Below are 4,112 nucleotides of genomic sequence, written 5' to 3' on the forward strand. Positions count from 1 at the left end.
GTCCGCGGGGCGGTGACCTCACCGACCTTCGTGATCGCCCGGGTGCACCCCTCGCTGGTCGGCGGCCCGGCGCTGGTGCACGTGGACGCGTACCGGCTGGGCGGGGACCTGGACGAGATGGAGGACCTCGACCTGGACGTCTCGCTGCCCGAGTCGGTGGTCGTGGTGGAGTGGGGCGAGGGCAAGGTCGAGCGGCTGTCCGAGGACCGGCTGGAGGTCCGGATCGAGCGCGCCATCGGCGGCACGGCGGACGGGGACGACCAGGACCCGCGCCGGGTGGTGCTGACCGGGATCGGCCCGCGCTGGGCGGACGCGGCGCTGGCGGACCTCGGATAGCCGACGGGCGCCGACGGGGTGCCGACGTCCCGCCGACATCTTGCCGACAGGCTGTCGGCAAGATGTTGCGGGCGGGGTGCCGGGCGTGGTGGGATGGGTGCTGCGGTTAGGTCTGCCTAACTAGGGAGGCGCCATGTCGAGCACCACCCCCGCCCCGAAGCGCGCGGTCCCCGCCGCCGGGGCCGGAGAACCGGCCCGTCGCGCTCCGGGAGAGCCGATGCGGGCGCTGCTGGCCGCCTGCGCGGCCGCCGAGGCGGTGTCCACCCCGCCCGAACCGCGGCCCCGACAGGACGAACGGCCCGAGGCGCGGGCGCCCCGGGCCGCGTGAGGCCGGTCCTTCCGGGCCCGGGCCGTTCCGGGCCGTCCGGGTCAGGCGATCACGACCACCTTGGTGTCCTTGGGCGCGAAGTCCCAGAGCAGCTGCCCCTCGGCGCGTCCGCTGCGGATGCCGCCGGTCTTGGCGCTCGGGTCGGTGGTCGGCGTCGCGCCGTCCACCGCCGCGCTGAAGCCGAACACCACGCCGTTCTGCTGCGCGAAGCGCACCACGTGCTCGATCTGCTTGCCGTCCGTCCCGGTGGTGGTCTGGGTGCGGCTGTACACGGCGTAGCTGCCCGGGGCCGGCTCGACCGAGCCCGGGGTGACCGGGAAGGCGGCCGCGACCTGCGGAGTCTTCTTCGGGTCGACCAGCCAGACGTAGTGGCTGCCGACCGAGTAGACCACGCGGATGCCGGTGCCCGAGGTGGTCGGCAGCGCGGGGACGGTCGGGGCGGCCGAGGCGGTCGGCGCCGCGGCGGTCGCGGTGCCGGTCGCCGTGGTGGTGGCCGTGGGCCTGGGGCCGCCGGCCCGGTCCTGGGCGCCGTTGGCCTGGAAGGCCAGCAGGCTCACCACCGCCAGGGCCCCCAGGGTCAACCCCGTGACCACCACTCCAGGACCCATCTTCGCCACGTTGCCGCTCCCGCCGCCGTCCCTTTACGTACGGCCCCATCGTGCCAGGTTCATCCGCGCGGGTCGCAGCGCCTCGGATGTGTGTTCCCGGCTGGTACACCTTGCCGATCGGCCGGTCGGCCCAACGCGGTCTAACCTTGACCCCGTGCTGCTGCTCGCGTTCGACACCGCTACCCCCGCCGTCACCGCCGCCGTCCACGACGGCACGGCCGTCCTCGCCGAGACCCACCAGGTCGACGCCAGGCGCCACGGCGAACTGTTGCTGCCCGCGATCGACGGGGTGCTGCGGGCCGCGGGGGTGGACAAGCACCGGCTGACCGGCATCGCGGTCGGCGTCGGCCCCGGCCCGTACACCGGCCTGCGGGTCGGCCTGGTGACCGCCGCCGCGCTCGGCCACGCGCTCGGGCTGCCGGTGCACGGCGTCTGCACCCTGGACGCGATCGCCTTCCAGGCCCGCGCCGAGGGCCTGGCCGGGCAGCCGTTCACCGTCGCCACCGACGCGCGCCGCAAGGAGGTCTACTGGGCCTCGTACGACGCCGAGGGCCGCCGCACCGAGGGCCCCGGCGTGGACCGCCCGGCCGAGCTGACCCCGCAGGAACGCTCCGTCGGCGCCGGCGCGCTGCTCTACCCCGACGCCTTCCCGGGCGGGCACGGCCCCGAGCACGTCTCGGCCGGCGCCCTGGCCGGGTTCGCCGCCGCCGAGCTGGCCGCCGGGCGCGAGCTGCTGCCGAACCACCCGCTGTACCTGCGCCGCCCGGACGCCCAGGTCCCGGCCGGCTACAAGGCGGTGCTCCCGGCGTGAACCACGGCACCACCCTGCGCCCGATGCGCTGGTGGGACATCGCGCCGGTGCTGGAGCTGGAGCTGCGGCTCTTCCCCGAGGACGCCTGGTCCGCCGGGATGTTCTGGTCCGAACTGGCCGAGTCCCACCCCGGCGGCACCCGCCACTACACCGTCGCGGCCGCCCCGGACGGCACGATCGTCGGCTACGCCGGCCTGATGGCGATCGCCGGTGAGGGCGACGTCCAGACCATCGCCGTCGACGCGCGCCACCAGGGCGCCGGCCTCGGCGCGGCGCTGCTCACCGACCTGATCCGGGAGGCCGCCCGGCGCGAGTGCGCCGAGCTGCTGCTGGAGGTGCGGGTGGACAACCCGCGCGCCCAACGGCTGTACGAGCGCCACGGCTTCGAACCGGTGGGCATCCGGCGCGGCTACTACCAGCCCGCCAACGTCGACGCGCTGGTGATGCGCCTCGACTCCCCGAGCACTGACAGCACTGACCCGAAGGACATTGAGGACACCCGCCATGGCTGACGAACCGCTCGTCCTCGGCATCGAGACCTCCTGCGACGAGACCGGCGTCGGCATCGTGCGCGGCACCACGCTGCTGGCCGACGCGGTCGCCTCCAGCGTCAACGACCACGCCCGCTTCGGCGGCGTCGTCCCGGAGATCGCCAGCCGCGCGCACCTGGAGGCGATGGTCCCGACCATCCAGCGCGCCCTGGACACCGCCGGGATCAAGGCGAGCGACCTGGACGGCATCGCCGTCACCGCGGGCCCCGGCCTGGCCGGCGCGCTGCTGGTCGGCGTCAGCGCCGCGAAGGCGTACGCCTGGGCGCTGGACAAGCCGCTGTACGGGGTCAACCACCTCGCCTCGCACATCTGCGTCGACCAGCTGGAGCACGGCCGGCTGCCCTCGCCGACGATGGCCCTGCTGGTCTCCGGCGGGCACTCCTCGCTGCTGCTCAGCGAGGACATCACCAGCGACGTCCGCCCGCTCGGCGCGACCATCGACGATGCGGCCGGCGAGGCCTTCGACAAGGTCGCCCGGGTGCTCGGCCTCGGCTTCCCCGGCGGCCCGATCGTCGACCGCACGGCCCGCGAGGGCGACCCGAAGGCGATCGCCTTCCCGCGCGGCCTGACCGGCAAGAACGACCCGGAGTACGACTTCTCCTTCTCCGGCCTGAAGACCGCCGTCGCCCGCTGGGTGGAGGCCAGGCGCCGGGCCGGCGAGGAGGTGCCGATCGCCGACGTGGCGGCGTCCTTCCAGGAGGCGGTCACCGACGTGCTCACCCGCAAGGCCGTCAAGGCGTGCAAGGACAGCGGCGTCGACCACCTGATGATCGGCGGCGGCGTCGCGGCCAACTCGCGGCTGCGCGAGATGGCCCAGCAGCGCTGCGACCGGGCCGGCATCCGGCTGCGGGTGCCCCGGCCGGGCCTGTGCACCGACAACGGCGCGATGGTCGCGGCGCTCGGCGCCGAGATGGTGTGGCGCGACCGCACGCCGTCCGCCTTCGACCTGTCCGCCGACTCCTCGCTGCCGGTGACCGAGGTCCACGTGCCCCACACCGACGTCCACGGCCAGGCCTACGACGCCCTCGGCGGTGGCGCGGCATGACCGTCGCCGCGATGTGGGAGGCCCGGGCCGCCGACGGGTGCGGGCCCGAACTCGCCGCCTGGGCGCGGGAGTCGGCGCTGCCCCGGCTTCGCGGCTCGGCCGGGCTGGAGCGCCTCGAACTGCTCACCGCCCCGGGCGGGCGGGTGCTGCTGATCACCTGGTGGAACGGCGAGCCGGTGCCCGTCGCCGACCCGCCGGCCGAGCTGCTCGGCCGCCCGGTGCACCGCTGGTCCTTCACCAGCGAGCACCTGGAGTAGCCCCGTACCGGGAACCGCGGGACCGGCCGTTACCGTGCATAGCTGAGAGAATGCTGGACGGGAACCGGGAGCGCGCAGCGGTGATCAGGAACGGGCGGAGCAGGACCAGGACGTACGCGGCGGGGGCGGTGGCCCTGCTGGCCCTCGCCACCGGGTGCGGCGACAACGGGGGCGGC

General features: G+C 75.2%; 7 protein-coding genes. 6 read left to right on the forward strand and 1 reads right to left on the reverse strand.

Annotated features, from left to right (window positions below):
- Together ACIQOV_RS30705 and ACIQOV_RS30710 are read left to right on the forward strand one after the other, a co-directional pair.
- The coding region (locus tag ACIQOV_RS30705) for a tRNA (adenosine(37)-N6)-threonylcarbamoyltransferase complex ATPase subunit type 1 TsaE (protein ID WP_401053882.1) at positions 1–336 on the forward strand (336 nt) is incomplete at its 5' end.
- A gap of 133 nt (positions 337–469) precedes the next feature.
- Positions 470–664, forward strand: a complete 195-nt coding sequence (locus ACIQOV_RS30710; RefSeq protein WP_401053884.1) for a hypothetical protein — start codon at positions 470–472, stop codon at positions 662–664.
- Between the two features lie 41 nt (positions 665–705).
- Here ACIQOV_RS30710 and ACIQOV_RS30715 read toward each other — a convergent pair whose 3' ends face one another.
- Complete coding sequence (locus ACIQOV_RS30715) at positions 706–1,272, reverse strand: hypothetical protein (RefSeq protein WP_401053886.1); 567 nt, start codon at positions 1,270–1,272, stop codon at positions 706–708.
- Between the two features lie 154 nt (positions 1,273–1,426).
- On the opposite strand from ACIQOV_RS30715, the gene tsaB reads away from it, so the two are divergent.
- Genes tsaB through ACIQOV_RS30735 form a run of 4 tightly spaced genes read left to right on the forward strand, consistent with a single transcriptional unit; the run spans position 1,427 to position 3,936 of the window.
- Positions 1,427–2,083 (forward strand): tRNA (adenosine(37)-N6)-threonylcarbamoyltransferase complex dimerization subunit type 1 TsaB, encoded by a 657-nt coding sequence (gene tsaB / locus ACIQOV_RS30720; RefSeq protein WP_380356892.1) that lies wholly within the window; start codon positions 1,427–1,429, stop codon positions 2,081–2,083.
- 23 nt (positions 2,084–2,106) lie between these two features.
- A complete protein-coding gene (gene rimI, locus ACIQOV_RS30725; RefSeq protein WP_387686383.1) occupies positions 2,107–2,595 on the forward strand; it encodes a ribosomal protein S18-alanine N-acetyltransferase in 489 nt (162 codons plus the stop codon).
- Entirely contained in the window at positions 2,588–3,679 is a 1,092-nt protein-coding gene (gene tsaD, locus ACIQOV_RS30730) for a tRNA (adenosine(37)-N6)-threonylcarbamoyltransferase complex transferase subunit TsaD (protein WP_401053889.1), read from the forward strand. The genes rimI and tsaD overlap by 8 nt, the downstream gene beginning before the upstream one ends.
- On the forward strand, positions 3,676–3,936 hold the full coding sequence (locus ACIQOV_RS30735) for a hypothetical protein (RefSeq protein ID WP_401053890.1): 261 nt from the start codon (positions 3,676–3,678) through the stop codon (positions 3,934–3,936). The genes tsaD and ACIQOV_RS30735 overlap by 4 nt, the downstream gene beginning before the upstream one ends.
- Positions 3,937–4,112 lie beyond the last annotated feature (176 nt).

The organism is Kitasatospora sp. NPDC091257, from assembly GCF_044757675.1.
Classification (GTDB): Bacteria; Actinomycetota; Actinomycetes; order Streptomycetales; family Streptomycetaceae; genus Kitasatospora; species Kitasatospora lactacystinica.

Bases quoted from the DNA above. Each gene is read 5' to 3' on its own strand.
- rimI (WP_387686383.1), top strand. From the start codon at position 2,107: ATGCGCTGGTGGGACATCGCGCCGGTGCTGGAGCTGGAGCTGCGGCTC.
- ACIQOV_RS30710 (WP_401053884.1), top strand. From the start codon at position 470: ATGTCGAGCACCACCCCCGCCCCGAAGCGCGCGGTCCCCGCCGCCGGG.
- ACIQOV_RS30715 (WP_401053886.1), bottom strand. From the start codon at position 1,272: ATGGGTCCTGGAGTGGTGGTCACGGGGTTGACCCTGGGGGCCCTGGCG.
- tsaD (WP_401053889.1), top strand. From the start codon at position 2,588: ATGGCTGACGAACCGCTCGTCCTCGGCATCGAGACCTCCTGCGACGAG.
- ACIQOV_RS30735 (WP_401053890.1), top strand. From the start codon at position 3,676: ATGACCGTCGCCGCGATGTGGGAGGCCCGGGCCGCCGACGGGTGCGGG.